This window comes from Ochrobactrum sp. RH2CCR150 (assembly GCA_014138095.1).
Classification (GTDB): Bacteria; Pseudomonadota; Alphaproteobacteria; order Rhizobiales; family Rhizobiaceae; genus Brucella; species Brucella gambitense.
In genome coordinates this window covers 12,844-30,269 of sequence record JACGXE010000008.1, presented here as the reverse complement: position 1 = coordinate 30,269, position 17,426 = coordinate 12,844, and the positions used below count along the sequence as shown (strand labels likewise).

Sequence of the window (17,426 nt, the reverse complement as noted above, 5' to 3'; positions counted from 1 at the left end):
GATCCGGCAGTACAAAAATGCGGTTCGAACAAGAGCTTAGAGCCTGGTCCCCCTCGGGGGACCGAGGTCATTGAAGACACGCACTTATTTGTGTGCCATTTTGGCTTTAAAGCCCCGATGCCGCCATCCCGCGACATTTATTTTTGCTCGCAATGACAGTTTTTTGCTCCAACCACTTGAAGGTTAGCCGCCACTGATATTTGCTATCAGAGGTGGGTCATCAATTTGTATTGGGGCGCGTTTTGCCATCACCCTTGTTGCAGAGATTGCTTCAATCTTCGCCGAAACCGATTGCGGTTATCGTCTCACTCGGACTTGTGCTGCTCTCGGCTGTGATGACGCTGTTTCTTTCATCAAGCGTTACACATCAGGTTATTGATATTTCCCGCAATTATGCCCTGCGCCAGCAGGTGGACAAGGTTGCGCGGCTGGCCAACAACATTGAGATGAGCCGTCGCGGCTATCTTCTGACCCTGGATGAGGCGCATCTCGACCTCTACCGCAATTCGATCCTGTCCGTCGATCAGACCTTGACCGATCTGGAGGCCTTGTCGGGTCCCAATCCGTTGCAGGATGCGCGGGTGAAGCAGATTCGTGCCCTGATCGAGCGGGAAGAGGCGGATGTCCGTGAAACGGTGGAGCTGGCGTCGTCGGGCAATATCGCAGCCGCGATGGAGCGGGTGCGCAGCGACGAAGGCAAGGCCCTGATGGACCAACTGTCCACCACGGTGTCCGACTTCATCGATGTGGAAGAAAAGCAGCTTGCCGAGCGCAATGAGCGCATCAACCGCATGCGCTACTGGATGACGGCGACATCCATCGTGGCGCTGGCTTCGGCGGCAGTGCTGGGCTGGCTTCTTTTCAGCCGCGTGCAGCGTTATGCGCGCACTATGTTCGAAGGTCAGACGGCGCTTCGGTCTGAAAACGAGATTCTCGAACAGCGGGTACGCGAACGCACGGCCGAGCTAGAGGAAGAGCGTCGGATCGCGGAGCGAGAGCGTTATCGCGTCGAGCTTCTGCTTCAGGACACCAACCATCGTATCGGCAATTCTCTGGCCACGGTTTCGTCACTGCTGGGTTTGCAGATGCGGCAAGCGCGCAGCGAAGATGCGCGCGAGGCGCTTTCGGCAGCGCGTGACCGGGTTCAGACAGTTTCGACGGCTCACCGGCGCTTGCGATTGGGCGAAGACATGGAAACCGCCCGCGTTGACGAGTTTCTGACCACGGTGGTCAATGATATCCGCAATGCCATCGGTCAGGATCGCCAGATAGAGATCGTGACGAATTTTGCGCAGCTCGATCTGAAGGCTCGCGATGTGACGACCATCGGGATCATTGTCGGCGAGCTGGTTACCAACGCCATCAAACATGCTTTCAAGGGCCGACCGGGTGGACAGATTTCCGTCAGTTTCCAGGCGGATACGGATGGTGTGCCTGTTCTGGCGGTGGAAGATGATGGTGTCGGCTGGGGCGCGGAAGGCGCTGCCAAGCCAGGCGACAAGAATGGTCTCGGCACGCTGGTGGTCGAGCAGCTTTGCATGCAGTTTGGTGAAAAGCCGGTCTATGGTGAGGCGGAGGGTCGGCGTGGGTCACGCGTATCGGTACGTCTGGCCTCGCTGGTGGATAGCACGGACGCGGCCGCGCAGTAAAAAGAACTCCTGTCGAAAACAGAAAAACACCGGAACGGGGTCCGGTGTTTTTTATAATTCATCGCGCTTTTATCAGGCCTTTGGCGGGCGCTTCTTCTTGTCCGAAAGCAGCGATACCAATGCGATGCCTGCCAGCGGCAGGGCTGCTGCCAATATGGGGCGCTTCAGGATCGAAGGGACCGTCGCCAGTGCGGCTGTCGCCATCATGGCCGACTTGTCGGCTTCGATCCGCTGCTTGCGCTTTTTGGCCTCTGCTGCCGCCTGAATTTTCAGAACAGCGAGAACGAGCAGCGCCAGAATCAACGAAATCGCGGCGAGAATCAGCGCGGCGAGCGGACCGCCATAGGCCTGCGCGAGCGCAAGGAAGGCGGCGACACAGAGAAATGTGACTGTGATGATGCCAAAGATGGCAATCGCCACACCGAAAATTGCTGCACGTCGCGTCTGACTGACGGCGAATTTCACTTCCTCGCCAGCCAGCGCGGTCAGTATGGGGGCCAAAGCTTTAAGCATGGGACGCCTCAGCGGCGGGAAAGAAGAGCGAGCAGATAGCCAATGCCGAGCGCGGTCGCGAGCGACGTGATCGGACGTTCACGCACGGTGGACGTCAATTGCGCTTCCAGATCCTGCGCCTTGTTGCACAACTCATCGACAACATCGCCGCCTTGCAGATAGGCGCTCTTATAGGTTTCCTTCGCGCTGCGCTTGGCATCGCGGACGGTCTGGTTGCCAAGATTGGCGAGTGTCGCTGCGATGGCTGCGATGTCTTCCTTCAACTGCTCAACCTGCGTCTGCAGGTCATCGGTCGTCGAATCGGTCAACGCTTCCTCGATCTTTTCTTCGATCTTGCTCGTCTTCGCGGATGCACGCGCCATGTCTGGCCTCCTGTCATAACGGATTGTCGTTGTAACAACGCTTTTCGTCACCAATGGTTGCACGCAATAGCCAATCGCGGCAACGCCGCGCGCCACTTCTTATGCGTCATGGTAAACAGGCAGGGCCGTGGAAGGCGCTGGTTAAAACAAGGCGTGGGCTGTCGCGGTGACGCTTGGTCAGACAGTATCAGACGAGAAACAGATAGGCCGCGCCAGCGATCATGAGAAAGGCAAGGCCAACATGGGCTGGTTTCAGCGCGCGCTGCGGAGCCGGCAGCGGATCATCATTGCCCGCCATGGCGGTTCTAGCCGCATGTTCGAGTGCCTGAATGTCTTTGTGCATCATGTGCATGCTCCTCCTGCCGGTCCATACGTCTCCTGAGGGAGATGAACGCTTCCGACGCGATCATCAGGTCTGATTTGCCCGCATTATGCAACAGCTATTTATAAGGGGTTTGACAGGCCGCGCTTACCCAAAAGGTTGCAGAAAAAGGCGGCCACAACAAAACATGACTTGCATCATCATATTATTGGGGGTTAAAAAGAGGCTAACAAGCAGCGCCACGGCCTGCGTGATGGGTCGTCCTTGGCGCCCGAGTTGAACAATCAAAAGGCGATCAAGATGACTGGTTTCTGTCGGAAGGGCTTCATGGCTGCGGCGATGGGCATTGTCTTGCTGGGCGTTGGTCCGGCATTGGCTCAAGAGGCGACGCAGCCCAATCCTTCAGCGGCTCCTGCTGCCGCTCAGCCGACCACTCAGCCCGCACCGGCTGCATCTGCGCCATCCGCCCCGGCAGCGCAGCCGGCTCCTGTAGATCAGCAGCCGCAGGCTCCCGCCTCAACTCAGGCCCCGCAGGCCGAGCCGCAGCCCGTCATTGCTGGTCAGCCAGCAGCCGAAGAAAGAGATGCCAGCCTTCCGCATGACCTGTCGCCATGGGGCATGTTCATGGCTGCCGACTGGATTGTGAAGGCGGTGATGATCGGTCTCGGTCTTGCCTCGCTCGCAACATGGACCATCTGGGTCGCCAAGTCGCTCGAACTGGCGGGTGCGCGCCGCCGCGCCAACAAGGCGCTGAAGACCATCGGTCATTCCGCAACGCTTTCCGATGCTGTCCGTGCGCTTGATGGCGTCAAGGGCCCGGGCGCCATCATGGTGCGCGCCGCCGAAGATGAGGTTCGTCTCTCCACCCCTGCACTGGCACGCGCGGGAGGCGAGGGCCTGAAGGAACGCGTTTCGTCGCGCCTGTCACGCATTGAAGCCAAGGCTGGCCGCCGCCTGTCCAAGGGTACGGGCATTCTGGCCACCATTGGTTCCATCGGACCGTTTGTCGGTCTGTTCGGCACGGTCTGGGGCATCATGAATTCGTTCATCAATATCAGTGAAGCGCAGACCACCAATCTGGCCGTTGTGGCTCCCGGTATTGCTGAAGCTCTGCTCGCCACCGCAATTGGCCTTGTGGCCGCTATTCCGGCGGTTGTGATCTACAACGTCTTTGCCCGTGCGATCACCGGCTATCGTTCGCTTCTGGCCGATGCGTCGGCAGGCGTCGAACGTCTGGTCAGCCGCGATCTGGATTTCAGGACAGCCGGCGTGCGTGAAGGCACGCTGTACGCAGCGGAGTAGGCGTCATGGCGAGTAAAATTCGCGAAGGTGGCGGTGACGATCTCGAGCTCAATCACGAGATTAACGTAACGCCCTTCATCGACGTCATGCTGGTTCTGCTGATCATCTTCATGGTGGCTGCACCGCTTGCGACCGTGGATGTGAAGGTTGACCTGCCTGCGTCGACCGCCGCTGCTGCGCCGCGTCCCGACAAGCCGCTTTATGTGACGTTGAAGGATGATCTGAGCATCAGCGTGGGCAATGATGTCGTTGCCCGCGAGCGTCTGGGCGCTGCGCTGGACGGCCTGTCCGAGAAGAACAAGGAAACGCGCATTTTCCTGCGGGCTGACAAAGCTGTTCCTTATGAAGAACTGATGCGCATCATGAATTCGTTGCGTGAAGCGGGCTATCTCAAGATTGCGCTGGTCGGCCTTGAAACCGTTGGTGCATCGGCACCGGCGTCAGCCCCTGCGCAAGCGCCAGCTCAGACTCCCGCCCCGGCGGGAACCGCACCCGGAGCTGCCCAATGAATGCACTTCCGCCCGATCATCCTCCCGTGAAGGTGGCTTCTGCCGACGCCCATCATCATTCCTTCTGGCATGATGCGGGACGCTGGATCGGCGCGGGCATTCTTGTGCTGACTGTGCATGCAGCTGGAGCCTACGCCATTCATCTGGCGCAGGAAGAAGATCAGCCGGATGGCGGACAGGTCGCGGCCATGGTGGTCGAGCTTGCACCAGAGCCTATGGCTCCGATGGAAGAGCAGGTTGCCGACGAAGCACAGCCGGAAACGGCGGAAGCTCCCAAGGAAGTCGAGCCTGAGCCGGTTGTTCAGCCGGAACCGCAGCCTGAAGAACCGACACCCCCGGAGCCGGAACAGGTGACACCGCCGGAACCCGAGCCACAGCCGGAACCGGAAGTTCAGGAGAAGCCGGAAGAGATCATTCCGGATGTGGTTGAGGCTGAAAAGCCGGAAGTGGCCGTGCCTTTGCCGGTTGAAAAGCCGGAACCAAAGCCTGAGCCGAAGCCAGAGCCAAAGCCGGAACCCAAAAAGGTCGAAAAGCCGAAGCCGCAAAAGGTTGAGAAGCCGAAGCCCAAGAAGGCAGAAAAGGCTCAGGAAACCCGGCAGGCGAGCGCACCGCGCATGGATGCCGATAATGGCGAACGGGCTGCTGCAAATCGTCGTGGTGAAAACTCAGCCTCGGCTGGCGTAAGCTCGGCCAAGTGGACATCGAAATTGCAGGCTCACATGGCCCGTAATGTACGCTTCCTGCAACGCAAGGCTCGCAATGCCAAGGGGCTGGTGCAGGTGACATTTGTGATCGATCCGTCGGGCAATGTTATTTCTGCACGTCTGGCTGGTTCGTCGGGCGATCCGGCGGTTGACCAGCTGGCGCTGGAAGCTGCACGTCGCGCTTCGCCTGTGCCTGCACCTCCGGCGGCCATGGCCAAGGCGCGGATGCCGATCACGCTGCCTCTGCTGTTCAAGTAAAACAGCCAAGATTATCGATAATAGAAAAGCCGGTCTGGTTCTCTCCAGACCGGCTTTTTTGTTTGTCCTATTCCGACGACAGCGCCACGGCGGGAAGCAGCCGCGATGCCTTGCGGGCTGGTAAAAAGCCGAAGACCAGACCGGTTGCGAAGGCGCAGGCGAAAGCGAGCAGAACCGGGCCGATACTATAGCCGACGGAAAGTCCTGCCCAGCCAGCAATGGCGGCAGCTCCAAGGCCGATGACCACGCCGAAAGCGCCGCCAATAGCCGAGACGGTGAGCGCTTCCGTGATGAATTGCAGGAGAATATCGCGTCGGCGTGCGCCAGTTGCCATGCGCACGCCGATTTCACGTGTGCGCTCCGTCACGCTAACCAGCATGATATTCATCACGCCGATACCGCCGACCAGAAGCGAGATGGCGGCGACGGATCCGAGAAACAGCGTCATGGTGCTGCCCATGGCCGCCGCATCGTCACGCACCGACGACATGTTGGTGATCATCGTGTCGCGCTGCTTGTGGCGCTGGTCGAGCAGATCCTGAATCTGCTCCTGTGTTGTGTTGATCAGATCCGAATCCTTCACCTGCACGGTGATGGTGCGGACGTATTTCTGGCCGAACAAGCGCAGATTGCCGGTCGAAAGCGGAACGATAACCACATCGTCCTGATCGGTGCCGCCGAAGCCCGCACCTTTCGGCTCCAGCGTACCGATGACCTGGAACGGGATTTTCTGGATCAGAATATGTTGCCCGATCGGATTGCTGCCATCCGGAAACAGCGTCTTGACCACTGTGGCTCCGAGAACGGCAACCGGCGCATAGGATGTTATATCGTTTTGCGTGATGAAGTCGCCCGTCGCGAGCTTCCAGGATTTGGCTTCCGAGAAAGCCGGAACCGTGCCGTTGGCCTGTGACTGATAGTCGACATTGCCGCGCCTGAGCGTGACCGTGCCTGTCACCTCCGGCACCGCCGATTTGATATTCGGCAGTTCAAGAATCGCGTCCGCATCGGCTGGTACAAGCGTTGCAATACTGCCCCCGCGAAAGCCCGGCATGGAGGGGCGCACGAGCACCAGATCGGTGCCCATGGCATTGATGCGGTCGAGGATCGAGTTCTGCGCCCCGGTGCCAATGGCCAGCATCGTCACCACCGAACTGACACCGATGATGATGCCGAGAAGTGTTAGCACTGTGCGGAAAATATTGGCCCGCAAGGCCCGCATGGCCATTTTCACGGCTTCGGAAATATCGGCAATGCGCGCCGCATGTCCGTCGCCCGCCTGCTGCAAGCGCCGCGGGGCCTGCCGGTCCGGAATATCGCGCTTGGTCGTATCGGAAAGGATTTCGCCATCCTTGATCTCGATCAGCCGGTCTGCGCGCTCCGCCACTTCGCGGGCATGGGTGATGACGATGATGGTGTGGCCCTGCTTGTGCATGGAGCGCAGCAGTTCCATCACATCCTCACCGCTCTGGCTGTCGAGCGCGCCTGTCGGCTCGTCCGCGAGAATAATGCGCCCGCCATTCATAAGTGCCCGCGCAATGGAAACACGCTGCTGCTGGCCGCCTGACAGCTGGTTGGGGCGATGGTCGATACGGTCACCGAGCTTCAGCGAGTTCAACAGTTCGGCGGCGCGCTCCTGACGCTCGGCAGCGGGCATTCCGGCATAGATTGCCGGAACCTCGACATTTTCCTGTGCGGTTGAAGTCGAGATCAGATTATAGCTCTGGAAAACGAAGCCGAATGTGCGGCGGCGCAAGGCGGCCAGCGCATCGGCATCGAGTGTCGAGACATCCTCGCCGTCGAGCCGGTATTGCCCGCCGGTCGGGCTATCGAGGCAGCCCAGAATATTCATGAGGGTGGATTTGCCTGAGCCCGATGCACCCATGATGGCGACGAATTCGCCTGCATGAATGTCGAGGCTGATACCATGCAGTACCTCAACGGCGAGGTCGCCGTTGTGATAGGTCTTGCTGATACTTTCAAGCCGGATGAGGGGCGCGTCTTGTATGGGCGCAGCCATCAGAAGAAGGACATGCCGCCGGGGCGACGACCGCCACGTGCGTTGGCGTTTCCACCCGGTGCGGCGCCGGAAGCGCTGGTAACGACCACCTTGTCGCCTTCTTCCAAGCCGCTTTTCACTTCGGCCTGCACACGGTTGCGCACGCCAATTTCAACCGTGCGTTCGGTGAGCGCGCCGCTTGCATCAACGACCTTGACGATGAGTTGCGGCTTTCCACGATGCTGTCCATCACGCGGGCGGTCGCCATTGCGTGGTCCGTTGCGCTGCCCCTGCGGGCGTTCGGCCTGCTGGCCTTCCGGGCTACCGGATGGATCGCGTCGCTTGAAGCTCAGCGCCGAGGTCGGAACGAGCAGCACATCCTTGGCCGAATCGATCACGAAATAGACCTGCGCGCTCATATTGATCATGAGTTCGCCGGTCGGGTTCGGCACATCGAACAGTGCATAATAAAGCACGACATTGTTTTCGGTGGCCGGTGTCGGCTTGATCTGGCGCAGCTTGCCCGCGAATCGCTTTTCCGGCTGGCCGAGCAAGGTGAAATAGACCTCCATGCCGGGCGTCAGCTTGGAAATATCGGCTTCGGACACCTGCGCTTCAACCGTCATGACCTTGAGGTCTGCGACTGTCACGACGGTCGGGGCGGTCTGCGACGCGTTCAGCGTTTCGCCTTCCTTGGCGGACTGGTCGACGACCGTGCCCTCCATGGGGCTGTTGATCTTGGTATAGCCGAGATCAACCGTGTCGCTGGCCAATTGCGACTGCTGCTGGCGAATCTGCGCGCCAAGCGCCTTCACATCGGCATCGGCTATGGAAAGGTCTGCTTCGGCCTGATCGACCGTCGATTGGGACACGCCTTGCGTGGCAAGCAGGGATTTCTGCCGTGCCGCACTGAGCTTTTTCAGCGTGAGCTGCGCTTCCTTGCTGAGAAGCTGGGCCCTGAGGTTGTCGAGCTGTGCGCTGGCAATTTCGACTTTCTTCTCAAAGGGAGAGGGGTCGATTTCGGCGATGAACTGACCTTCCTTGACCTGATCGCCGATTTCCACCTTCACGGCCTTGAGCTGGCCTGAGACCTGCGCGCCGACATTGATGCTGCGCAAGGCGCTGAGCGTGCCTACGGCAGTGATCGCGTTTTCGATATCGCCGCGCATCACCGTTTCAGCGAGATAGCTGCCCTTATCGTTCACAGCGGCCCGTGCATCGTAGAAATACCAGCCAGCGCCTGCGGCAATTGCTGCAGCGGGCAGCCAAAGCCACCAGCGGCGACGTCTCACGGATGCGCGTTTTTGTGACGATGCAGCCTTCTGGCCAGAACCGGATGAAGCGGAAGATGTGCGCAACGATAACCCCCTGAATTCCTGAAGTCCCACTCACGCGGGAAGTCACTTATTTGTCCCTGGAACCGCCGCGCTCGATAACCGCTATGCACCGGCGTTGCTCCCAACAAGTTGGTGCTTCGGGGTATCTAAACTCTCGCACTCAAGATTTCACCTTAAATATTTGTCATGCAACCAGCCATTGTTGGTGGTGTTCGAGCTGGCCGAAGGGGAGGGGCAAGCGTTGTGGGCAGGTGCGGGAAGACAAGGATTTCTGATTATTTAATTATCTTCTTATGCAACTGCTGGTTATAATTTACCTTGAGTTGAATAAGGCGATGCTGCTTCTATCTCTTTAGCTTTTATTAAATTATTGTATGTTGATATGATGTCGACGGTGATATCATGGGTAATTATTGTAATAAAATCGAACGCATTTCTTCTGGTTAACAGTTGAATGCGCGTGCATGAAGCACGTTCATTCGTAATGTATATACAATCTAGTTTATCTGCTCTTGGACGGGAGGGCATATGGACTGCGGGAGCGCATTTAAAACGATTAACTTTCCCCTATTGAAGAGAAGAATACGGCTTCCTGAAAGTTTAAAATCGACTGTTCTTTTCTCCAGCAATAAATCTGGAACTGCGGCAGTAGAATTTGCGATATTGGCACCGGTTTTTCTGTTGCTGCTGATGGGCGTCATCGCCTTCGGCATCTATCTGGGGGCGGCAAATGCGGTGCAGCAACTTGCTGCGGACGCGACGCGCACGGCGCTTGCGGGCATCGACGCGACGGAACGGCAGACGCTTGCCACGACTTACATTCAGAAAAACGCGGCCAAATACACGCTGATCAATCCGACACAGGTGAAAGCCACGATTGATAATGCATCGTCGGATCCAAGCCAGTTTACAGTCACGATCAGCTATAACGCGGCCAATCTGCCGATCTGGAATTTGCTGACCGGATTGCCGCTACCCGGCAAGACGATCACGCGTGCTTCGACGATCCGGCTCGGAGGAACATGACATGTGGGCGGGGGCCTTACGTTTTTTTCAAGCGCGCAACGGCAATCTGGCCACTATGGCGGCCCTTGTCACGCCGATATTTCTGGCAATTGCTGCACTCACCATCGATTCAAGTTCGCTCTATCTGGAGCGGCGGCAATTGCAGAACATGGCCGATTTGGCCGCAATCAGTGGTGCAAGCGCGATTGGAACCGCCAGCGACGCCGTCAAAAAGCAATTGCTGGCCAATGGGCTTAATCCTGTCATCATGACGGGCGCCTACGATCCGTCCGTGGTCAAGGGCAAGACGGATAATCTCACACGTGTCTGGGTGGAGACCGGCAACTACACCGCCGATAAATCGGTGGCTGTGGGCTCGCGCTTCGTGGCGGGCGGAATAAGTCCAGACGCTGTGCGGGTGACGCTGGCGAGACCCGGCAATCTCTATTTCGGCCAGGCGCTGATGGACCGCCCTGCGGTGAGTGCGAGCGGTATGGCCGCTTCACACGCAGAGGCCGCCTTTTCCATCGGCTCGCGACTGGCGAGCCTCAATACTAGTGAAAGCGCGTTGAACGGCCTTCTTGGCGGTTTGCTGGGCACGTCTCTCAATCTCAAACTGGTGGATTATAACGCGCTAGCCGCTACCGATATCAATCTGCTTGGCTTTCTCGACAAGCTTGCTCCGCAGGTTGGCCTGACGGCTGGGACCTACGATCAGCTGTTGAATACAAATGTGTCGGTGGGTGTACTGGCAAAGGTGATGGCTGATGTCGTGACCAACAATGCGACGGCCAAGGCGGCACTTAATCTTTTGGGAAAAGACGCAGCCGCACTTGCCACCAAATTGCCTGTTGGCAAGCTTTTGGGGCTGGGTTCGCTGGCAAATGCCAGCATCGGGTCTGCTGGTAATTACAGCATCACGGCCAATGTTTTGCAGATGATTTCGGCAGGTGTGATGCTCGGTGGAAAGCACCAGGCAACGATCTCCACGCCTATCAATCTCCTGGGATTGGTGAAAGTGACACTTGAAATTGCCATAGGCGAACCGGCTCAGAAAACGCCGTTTTTCAGGGTCGGTGCTTTGGGGTCACTCGTGCGCACGGCCCAGATAAGGATAAAGCTCGTTGTAGCGATTGGAGATGGTGCCCTCGGGTTGAATACACTCGCCAATATAGAACTGCCGATCTACATCGATATTGCCTCGGCTGAGGGGGAACTGAAAAGTGTGAGCTGCCCTGCGGGCCCTCAAAACGCGACTGTTGGGATAGGCGTTAAAACCGGCATAGCTGGTATTTATCTTGGTGATCTCAATATAGATATGAACGACTTTAGTAAAAAACCGTCAGTGAGCAAAAAGCAGATTGCGCAAATCCTTGGTCTCAATTTGTTGGGACTGAAGGTCTATCTTGCAGGGGTCACGGCGTCCGCTGAAATTCCACTCGGTGATGATCAGCAACGGATACTGACGTTCAGCGCCAGCGATATAGCGAGCAAAAAAGTAAAGACGGTTTCTTCATCAAAACTGGTATCCTCACTCACATCGGCGCTCATCAGTAACATGCATGCTGAACTCAATGTTCTGGTGTTGAACGTAGATGCAACCGGCATCGTTAGTTTGCTGGGCACCTTGTTGTCGCCGGTTTCCGCACTTCTCGACAATCTGCTGTTTGGTCTTCTGGACCTCCTCGGGGTGAAGTTGGGCCAAGCCGACGTGCAGGTTACCGGTGTGATTTGCCAACAGGCAGTGCTGACACAGTAAAAATCCAGATAAAAAAAGCCGGACATGTAGCCCGGCTTTTTCTATCGTCTTTTCTGGCTCGATCAGGCTGTGCCGGTCGAACCGAAGCCGCCAGCGCCGCGCGCCGTTTCGGTCACTTCGGCGCGTTCCTCGATCTTCGGCTGCACCACCGGTGCAAAGACCGCCTGTGCGATGCGCATGCCGCGTTCGATGCGGAAATCATCGTCACCCAGATTGACCAGCAGAACCTTCACTTCGCCGCGATAATCGGAATCGATGGTTCCCGGCGTGTTGAGGCAGGTGATGCCGTTTTTGAAGGCGAGGCCGGAGCGCGGACGAATCTGCACTTCATAGCCTTCCGGGATCTCGAAGATCAGGCCGGTCGGCACCAGCGTCCGGCGGCCGGGCAACAGCACGATCTGCCGGTCTTCGGCGACGGCTGCACGCAGGTCCATGCCTGCAGAACCGGGGGTCTCATAGGCTGGGAGATCAAGGCCATTCGCATGTTCGAGGCGAATGATACCGAGCGTTGGTGCTTGAGCGGATGCTGCGGTCATGAGGGAGCCTTTCCTGCGGGGATTCAAATTGGCGACGCTCATACGTGAAAACAGATCAAAGGTGTACCGCCTATTTGGCGTTTTGCAATGATAGTACGGCACAGGATCATGTTTTTAGCGGATGGAGTGCTCCCCGTCAGTGCATGATGAGGCCGCCATCCACAGCATATTGGCTGCCCGTCACATAGGATGCATCGTCGGACAGCAGAAACAGCGCCACTGCGGCTGCCTCGTCGGCGGTGCCAGCGCGACCGAGCGGCACCTGATCCAACACGAAACGCTCGAAACCGGTGCGGGCTTCCTCGGGCAAAAAATGCCGAAAATTGGTTTCGATTGGACCGGGCACCAGAACATTGACCCGAATGCCGCGCGGGGCCAGCGCTGAAGCCCAGGATCGCGCCATGGCGATAATAGCGCCCTTGGTGGCCGCATAGAGGCTCGTCGCCGCAGCGCCTTCATATGTGGAACTGGAGGAGGTTAGAACCACCGAGCAACCGGGATTGAGAAGATCGGACAGGCTGGCAAGCTGAAGGACCGGCCCCCGCACATTGGCGGCCATCATGTCATCGAAGGCTGCTGCTGTGATCTGTTCCGGTGCGCCGATTGTTGCGAAGGCTGCATTCAGCCACAGGCCGTCCAATCCGCCCTTCGAGCGGATGGCCGTAGCCAGTGCCTCTGCCGAGGCCGGATCGGCAGCGTCATTTTTCAACATCTGCGCCTTGTCGCCCAGTTCCTGCGCGACCGATGCAAGGCGTTCGTCATTCAGTCCCGTGATGACGGTCGTGCCGCCTTCAGCAATGATACGGCGGGCGCCAGCCAGCCCCATGCCGCTCGTTCCGCCCGTGATGAGCACCCGCTTTCCATCAAATCTTTTCACGAGATTTCCTTTCGCCAATGCGCCATCAACGAGAATGCGCTCGTTGGGGCATGTAGGCATGCCGTCGGGAGAAGCAAAGGTTTTAGCGCATGTCGAGTGGAACGGAGGTGGTTTCCTTGATCTCCTCCATCACGAAGGAAGCAGAAACATCCGACAGCGGAACGCTGGCGATCAGCTGCTGGTAAAGCCGGTCATAGGCCTTCACATCGGCGACACGCGCTTTCAGCACATAATCCAGATCGCCGGTCATGCGATAGACGCCGACGATTTCCGGAAATCGCGCGGTCGCATTGCGGAATTTCGACAGCCATTGCGGATCATGGCTGGATGTGCGCACCAGAATGAACACGGACAGGCCGCAGCCCACCATCTCGGCATCCACCAGCGCGACACGCGCCTTGATGATGCCCTCTTCCTCCATGCGCCTCACCCGCCGCCAGCAGGCATTGCGCGAAAGGTTCACGCGTTCCGACAGAGAATCAACAGACAGCGTGCCGTCAATCTGCAGTTCTCCCAATATTTTGCGATCAATTTCGTCAAGTGAAGCTATCATGGTGGGATGATTGTCCCAATTCTATACTAATTTCAAGGATAATTTGAGATTTCATCTTCTGCTTTCTTGCTAAAATGATTTTCCAGAAGGGCGCTTCAGCGCAGGGCAAAAGAGAAAGAATTTCTCAATCAAACGGGAGCATTTGCAATGACCACGCGTATTACCCGCATTTTCACCGACCATCCCGCATCTGTCGATGAGACCTATTTCGAGCATATGGCCTTTGCCGGACGTTTCTCATTCAAGCTGTTCGGAGCAGCCTTTGCTGCTTTGATCCATGCATTTTTGCCATTTTTGTTCGAAAAGACTGCAAGCACCATCGTCCGTCAGCTCTATGAGCGGACGCATAACAGAGGTCGCTGAGTCACGCGGTTTCCGCTTTCGGGCGACACGTTTATATCGGATCGCACATGTGCCGTTGGGCCGCCTATCTTGGACCTGAGACCTATCTGGAAGACATTATTTCGTCTCCCTGTCATTCGCTCGTGGCGCAGAGCCACGACGCACATGAAGCCAAAACACGCACCAATGGCGACGGTTTCGGCGTCGCCTGGTACGGGCATCGCACCGAGCCGGGCCTCTATCGGGATATTTTGCCCGCATGGTCCGATCAGAATCTGGGTAGCCTGGCGCGACAGATAAGATCGCGCCTTTTTCTTGCGCATGTGCGCGCCTCGACAGGCGGGCTGACCAGCCGCTCCAACTGCCACCCGTTCGTTTCCGGGCGCTGGAGCTTCATGCATAACGGGCAGATCGGCAATTTCGACCGGCTGCGTCGCAGGCTGGAAGCGCATCTGAGCGATCATGTTTATGCGCAGAAGCACGGCGCAACCGATTCCGAACTGATCTTTCTGCTGATGCTGGAATTCGGCCTCGACAGCGATCCGGTTCAGGCCATGAAGCGTATGGTCTCCACCATTGTGGACGAGGCGGGTAAGGCCGATGTACCGCCATTTCTGCGGCTGACTGCGGCTTTCTCAGACGGCAATCAGCTCTATGCGATCCGCTATGCCACCGACGCCTTTGCGCCGACGCTTTACACGGCGACGCTTGGCGCTTCATCTGGCATTTGTGTCGTGTCGGAGCCGCTGGATGGCGAAGCCGGCAACTGGATGGCCGTACCGGCAAACAGTTTTGTCACCGTCTCCCGGCAGGGCCGCATCGCCATCGACGGTTTTGAGGGGGCGATGTCGCCTCCTCAGGGTGTTGCAACAGCCTAGGCGTTGCCGATCAGAATACCTGCGGCGAGAACGAGCGCGCCGCCCAACACCACTTGCAGGACCGAGCGGAAGAATGGTGTTTCCATGAAACGGTTCTGGATGAAGGCGATGGCCCAGAGTTCAAAGAACACGATAACGACCGCCAGAGACGTAGCCGTCCAGAAATCCGTGATCAGATAGGGCAAGGCGTGGCCAAGGCCGCCGAGCGCCGTCATGATACCGCAGGACAGGCCGCGCTTGATCGGCGATCCGCGACCTGACAGCTTGCCGTCATCATGAATGGCTTCCGTGAAACCCATCGAAATACCTGCGCCGACCGAGGCTGACAGGCCGACGAGAAACGTCTGCCAGGTGTCCTGCGTAGCGAAGGCGGCAGCGAAGATTGGCGCAAGGGTGGAGACAGAACCGTCCATCAGGCCCGCAAGTCCGGGCTGGACATAGGTGAGGATGAACTGCTTGCGCTCAAGCGCGCGTTCCTCGTCCTGCACGGTTTCGGGTGTCAGTTCATGTTCCAGCGATTCGGCTTTGACTTCGTGCTGCTTTTCCTGAAGCGCCAGATCGCCCAGAAGCTTGCGCGTGCCCGCATCGGTGACGTGCTTTGCCGCCTCGACATAGAAGCGATAGGCCTGATCTTCCATTTCAGACGCCGCGTCGCGCACCTTGTCGATGCCCAGTGGTCGCACCAGCCAATCAGGTTTGCGGTCGTAATAGCCGCTGACATGTTCGCGGCGAATGAGCGGAATATGGTCGCCAAAACGCGCCCGGTGCCGCTCGATCAGCGCATCGCGGTGCCCGTGTTCTTCTTCCGCCATCTGCTCGAAAATCTTGGCCGATTGCGGGAATTCTTCACGAAGCCCATCGGCGTAAGCAAGATAGATGCGCGCATCGTCCTCTTCAGACGAGATGGCAAGCGCCAGTATTTCCTGTTCGGAAAGCGAATCGAACGGGCGGCGACCGTTGCGGAAAAATCGACTCAGCATAATCAAATCCATTAGTTTAGAATTATTCTAAAGTTATAATGAGTCAGCTAAAAGTCAAGCCTTGCGATGCGGGCCTGTTTGGCGCATTACATTTCGGCCCCGGCAAAACGGGGTTTCGCAAAGCAATGACATGATGAAAAAGCCGGAAAAGAACAGGATCGATGGCATCGATGAACACACACGCGCAAGGCAATAGCCCCCGTCCGCTCACCGGACAGGATTTCCGCACCCTCGGCCTTTCGGCTCTTGGCGGCGCGCTGGAGTTTTATGATTTCATCATCTTCGTGTTCTTTGCCAGTGTGATCGGGCATTTGTTCTTTCCGCCGGACATGCCGGACTGGCTGATCATGATCCAGACTTTCGGCATTTTCGCAGCCGGTTATCTGGTGCGCCCGGTCGGCGGCATCGTGCTGGCGCATTTCGGTGACAAGTTCGGTCGCAAGCGGGTTTTCGCCTTTTCGGTGTTTCTGATGTCGATCTCGACATTGGCCATGGCCTGCCTGCCGACTTATGCGACGCTGGGTGTCGGCGCGCCAATCCTGCTGATCGTCTTCCGCATGTTGCAGGGTGCGGCCATTGGCGGCGAAGTTCCCGGCGCCTGGACCTTCGTGGCGGAACATGTGCCTGCCAATCGGGTCGGCATGGCCTGCGGCTTCCTCTGTTCCGGCCTGACACTCGGCATCATGATCGGTTCGCTGATCGCGACGGCCATCAACTGGATTTTCACGCCTGAGGAACTATCCGCCTATGCATGGCGCATTCCGTTCTTCATCGGCGGTATTTTTGGCCTGCTCGCGGTTTATCTGCGGCGCTGGTTGGCTGAAACGCCGATCTTTACCGAAATGAAGAACAGCCATTTGCTGAAAGACAAGCTGCCGCTGAAGACCGTTCTGCGCGAGCATATGCATGGCGTCATCATTTCCGTGCTTCTGACCTGGATTCTGTCAGCCGGTATCGTCGTGACCACGCTGATGACGGCAACCTTCCTACAGAAGCTCTATGGCTACAGCCCTTTGCAGTCGCTTGCCGCGACCAGCTTCGGCACGCTTTTTCTGATGTTCGGTACGGTGACCGCCGGATCGATTGTCGATCGTATCGGCAGCGGACGCTTCTTCGCGGTGGCCGGTGTATTCTTCGGCGTCGCCACCTTCGTTTTCTACAGCTTTGCTGGTACGTCTCTGCCGGTTCTGTTTGCGCTTTATGCGGTCATGGGACTTTCCGTCGGCATGGTTGGCGCGGTGCCCTATGTCATGGTTCGCGCGTTCCCGGCCCCGGTTCGGTTCTCGGGCCTGTCGTTCTCCTATAATATTTCCTATGCGGTATTCGGCGGCCTGACGCCGGTGGTTGTCACATCGTTTCTGGCGGTCAACCCGATGGCGCATGCCTGGTATCTGGTGTTCATCGCAGTGCTGACCAGCGGTCTCGGCCTCTATCTCATGGCACGCAGTGATCAGGTGGAAGGGGCCATCGGCCTTGATGATTTGCCGGTTGGGGACGCTGTTCCACACAGGAGCTGACAAAAGGGCCGCATAAGCGGCCCT

Annotated in this window: 18 protein-coding genes; 9 read left to right on the top strand and 9 right to left on the bottom strand. The window is 57.8% G+C overall.

Translation table 11 applies throughout. The features are described from left to right. Positions 1-242 precede the first annotated feature (242 nt). Positions 243-1,649: a CHASE3 domain-containing protein gene (locus FHW03_RS16530; RefSeq protein ID WP_182521648.1), complete on the top strand. Its 1,407-nt coding sequence runs from the start codon at positions 243-245 to the stop codon at positions 1,647-1,649. Between the two features lie 72 nt (positions 1,650-1,721). Here FHW03_RS16530 and FHW03_RS16525 read toward each other — a convergent pair whose 3' ends face one another. The 3 genes from FHW03_RS16525 to FHW03_RS16515 all read right to left on the bottom strand — a co-directional run bounded on the left by FHW03_RS16525 (position 1,722) and on the right by FHW03_RS16515 (position 2,870). Next, positions 1,722-2,162 (bottom strand): phage holin family protein, encoded by a 441-nt coding sequence (locus FHW03_RS16525; protein WP_182521647.1) that lies wholly within the window; start codon positions 2,160-2,162, stop codon positions 1,722-1,724. A gap of 8 nt (positions 2,163-2,170) precedes the next feature. Beyond that, positions 2,171-2,524, bottom strand: coding sequence for a DUF883 family protein (locus tag FHW03_RS16520; protein WP_182521646.1), 354 nt, complete (start codon positions 2,522-2,524; stop codon positions 2,171-2,173). Positions 2,525-2,711: 187 nt separating this feature from the next. Beyond that, complete coding sequence (locus FHW03_RS16515) at positions 2,712-2,870, bottom strand: hypothetical protein (protein WP_167836095.1); 159 nt, start codon at positions 2,868-2,870, stop codon at positions 2,712-2,714. A gap of 240 nt (positions 2,871-3,110) precedes the next feature. On the opposite strand from FHW03_RS16515, the gene exbB reads away from it, so the two are divergent. Genes exbB through FHW03_RS16500 form a run of 3 tightly spaced genes read left to right on the top strand, consistent with a single transcriptional unit; the run spans position 3,111 to position 5,619 of the window. After that, on the top strand, positions 3,111-4,148 hold the full coding sequence (gene exbB, locus FHW03_RS16510; protein ID WP_182521645.1) for a tonB-system energizer ExbB: 1,038 nt from the start codon (positions 3,111-3,113) through the stop codon (positions 4,146-4,148). A gap of 5 nt (positions 4,149-4,153) precedes the next feature. Further along, positions 4,154-4,657 (top strand): TonB system transport protein ExbD, encoded by a 504-nt coding sequence (exbD, locus tag FHW03_RS16505; protein ID WP_182521644.1) that lies wholly within the window; start codon positions 4,154-4,156, stop codon positions 4,655-4,657. Next, positions 4,654-5,619 (top strand): energy transducer TonB, encoded by a 966-nt coding sequence (locus FHW03_RS16500; RefSeq protein ID WP_182521643.1) that lies wholly within the window; start codon positions 4,654-4,656, stop codon positions 5,617-5,619. The genes exbD and FHW03_RS16500 overlap by 4 nt, the downstream gene beginning before the upstream one ends. A gap of 67 nt (positions 5,620-5,686) precedes the next feature. On the opposite strand, the gene FHW03_RS16495 is transcribed toward FHW03_RS16500, so the two are convergent. Then, positions 5,687-7,639 carry a MacB family efflux pump subunit gene (locus tag FHW03_RS16495; RefSeq protein WP_182521642.1) on the bottom strand — a complete coding sequence of 651 codons (1,953 nt, stop codon included), beginning with the start codon at positions 7,637-7,639 and terminating at the stop codon, positions 5,687-5,689. Then, complete coding sequence (locus FHW03_RS16490) at positions 7,639-8,976, bottom strand: efflux RND transporter periplasmic adaptor subunit (RefSeq protein ID WP_182521641.1); 1,338 nt, start codon at positions 8,974-8,976, stop codon at positions 7,639-7,641. The genes FHW03_RS16495 and FHW03_RS16490 overlap by 1 nt, the downstream gene beginning before the upstream one ends. Before the next feature lie 507 nt (positions 8,977-9,483). Here FHW03_RS16490 and FHW03_RS16485 point away from each other — a divergent pair. Beyond that, a complete protein-coding gene (locus FHW03_RS16485) occupies positions 9,484-9,981 on the top strand; it encodes a TadE/TadG family type IV pilus assembly protein (RefSeq protein WP_182521640.1) in 498 nt (165 codons plus the stop codon). Between the two features lies 1 nt (position 9,982). Next, positions 9,983-11,719, top strand: a complete 1,737-nt coding sequence (locus FHW03_RS16480; RefSeq protein ID WP_182521639.1) for a pilus assembly protein TadG-related protein — start codon at positions 9,983-9,985, stop codon at positions 11,717-11,719. Between the two features lie 62 nt (positions 11,720-11,781). Here the strand turns inward: FHW03_RS16480 and dut are convergent, their stop codons facing one another. From dut to FHW03_RS16465, 3 genes are all read right to left on the bottom strand, one after another. After that, positions 11,782-12,255, bottom strand: a complete 474-nt coding sequence (gene dut / locus FHW03_RS16475; RefSeq protein WP_182521638.1) for a dUTP diphosphatase — start codon at positions 12,253-12,255, stop codon at positions 11,782-11,784. Positions 12,256-12,391: 136 nt separating this feature from the next. Then, on the bottom strand, positions 12,392-13,132 hold the full coding sequence (locus FHW03_RS16470) for an SDR family oxidoreductase (protein ID WP_182521637.1): 741 nt from the start codon (positions 13,130-13,132) through the stop codon (positions 12,392-12,394). 82 nt (positions 13,133-13,214) lie between these two features. Next, positions 13,215-13,685 carry an Lrp/AsnC family transcriptional regulator gene (locus FHW03_RS16465; protein WP_182521636.1) on the bottom strand — a complete coding sequence of 157 codons (471 nt, stop codon included), beginning with the start codon at positions 13,683-13,685 and terminating at the stop codon, positions 13,215-13,217. Positions 13,686-13,832: 147 nt separating this feature from the next. Between FHW03_RS16465 and FHW03_RS16460 the strand changes: the two genes are divergently transcribed. Continuing rightward, positions 13,833-14,048, top strand: coding sequence for a DUF6356 family protein (locus FHW03_RS16460; protein ID WP_182521635.1), 216 nt, complete (start codon positions 13,833-13,835; stop codon positions 14,046-14,048). Between the two features lie 47 nt (positions 14,049-14,095). Beyond that, on the top strand, positions 14,096-14,905 hold the full coding sequence (locus FHW03_RS16455; protein ID WP_182521634.1) for a class II glutamine amidotransferase: 810 nt from the start codon (positions 14,096-14,098) through the stop codon (positions 14,903-14,905). Here the strand turns inward: FHW03_RS16455 and mbfA are convergent. Further along, positions 14,902-15,885: an iron exporter MbfA gene (mbfA, locus tag FHW03_RS16450; RefSeq protein ID WP_182521633.1), complete on the bottom strand. Its 984-nt coding sequence runs from the start codon at positions 15,883-15,885 to the stop codon at positions 14,902-14,904. The two genes, FHW03_RS16455 and mbfA, sit on opposite strands and share 4 nt — an antisense overlap. 161 nt (positions 15,886-16,046) lie before the next feature. On the opposite strand from mbfA, the gene FHW03_RS16445 reads away from it, so the two are divergent. Further along, positions 16,047-17,402, top strand: a complete 1,356-nt coding sequence (locus FHW03_RS16445) for an MFS transporter (protein WP_182521632.1) — start codon at positions 16,047-16,049, stop codon at positions 17,400-17,402. Positions 17,403-17,426 lie beyond the last annotated feature (24 nt).